Origin of the sequence: Oscillibacter sp. UBA6647, from assembly GCA_002455655.1 — a bacterium.
GTDB lineage: Bacteria > Bacillota > Clostridia > Oscillospirales > Oscillospiraceae > Oscillibacter.
Window position 1 is genome coordinate 1,892 of the sequence record DKLF01000161.1, and the last position, 865, is coordinate 2,756.

Genomic DNA, 865 nt, shown 5'->3' on the forward strand with positions numbered 1-865 from the left:
GACGGCCGATCTCGGAAATCACCGCCCCCACAGTGCCGGGGCCAACAGCCACTCCGGCGGTTACGCTGACGCTGGAAACGGTTCCGGCGATGGGAGCCGTGACGGTGGGGCTGTTCAAAATGTCCCACACATCGTCCAGCCCCATCTGGGTCAGGGTACTCTTGCGGGCGTTTTCGGCCTGCAAAAGCCCCAGCTTTGCCTGATCCACCTGATTCTGGCTCACGGCCCCAAGGGCAAACAGGGCTTGAAGATTTTCATAGCCCGCCCGCGCCTGACTGACCTGTTCGTCCAGAAGCTCCCGTGTGCCGGAATAGGTCTCCAGCGCGCTGCCGTAGGTGTCCCGCAAATCGGCGGTGTCCAGCGTAAACAGTGCGTCCCCGGCGGCCACGGTGTCACCGGCCTTGGCTTTCACACTTTTGACCTTGCAGGAAACCTTGCTCAAAACTGGCACGTTGCGGTTGGCGGTGACGCTGCCGGTGACGGTGCTCTCGGTGGCGATGTCGCCCAGCTCCACAGTCTGGATTTCCACAGCGGTGCCCTTGACCTCTTCCTCGGAGGAGTCTCCGGCCTGGCCGCAGCCCGTCAATGTCCCCAGCAACAGCGCCGCCGTCAGCAGCGCGGAAAGAGATTTTGTTTTCATAGTGCTCTCCTTTATTTCTAACCGATTTTACACAAGACCGTACTTTGTGGCGCTTTCATAGGCATGATAGGCGCTGAACAGGTTCCGCTGGGCCGTATTCAAATCATCCTGCGCACTGTCCAGCTCACTCTTGGCGGCAAGGTATTCCTCGTGAGATGTCATTCCAAGCTCATACTTCTTGGCGGCGATGTCAAAGGTCCTCTGCTGGAAATCCACCGTCTCCTG

The 865-nt window shown here is 59.3% G+C and carries 2 protein-coding genes; both read right to left on the reverse strand.

Annotated features, from left to right (window positions below; translation table 11 throughout):
- Nucleotides 1–640, reverse strand: a 640-nt coding sequence (locus B2W96_RS11525) for an efflux RND transporter periplasmic adaptor subunit (protein ID WP_293010554.1), incomplete at its 3' end; no start/stop codon positions are given.
- 27 nt (nucleotides 641–667) lie between these two features.
- On the reverse strand, nucleotides 668–865 hold a 198-nt coding region (locus tag B2W96_RS11530; RefSeq protein WP_293010556.1), incomplete at its 5' end, for a TolC family protein.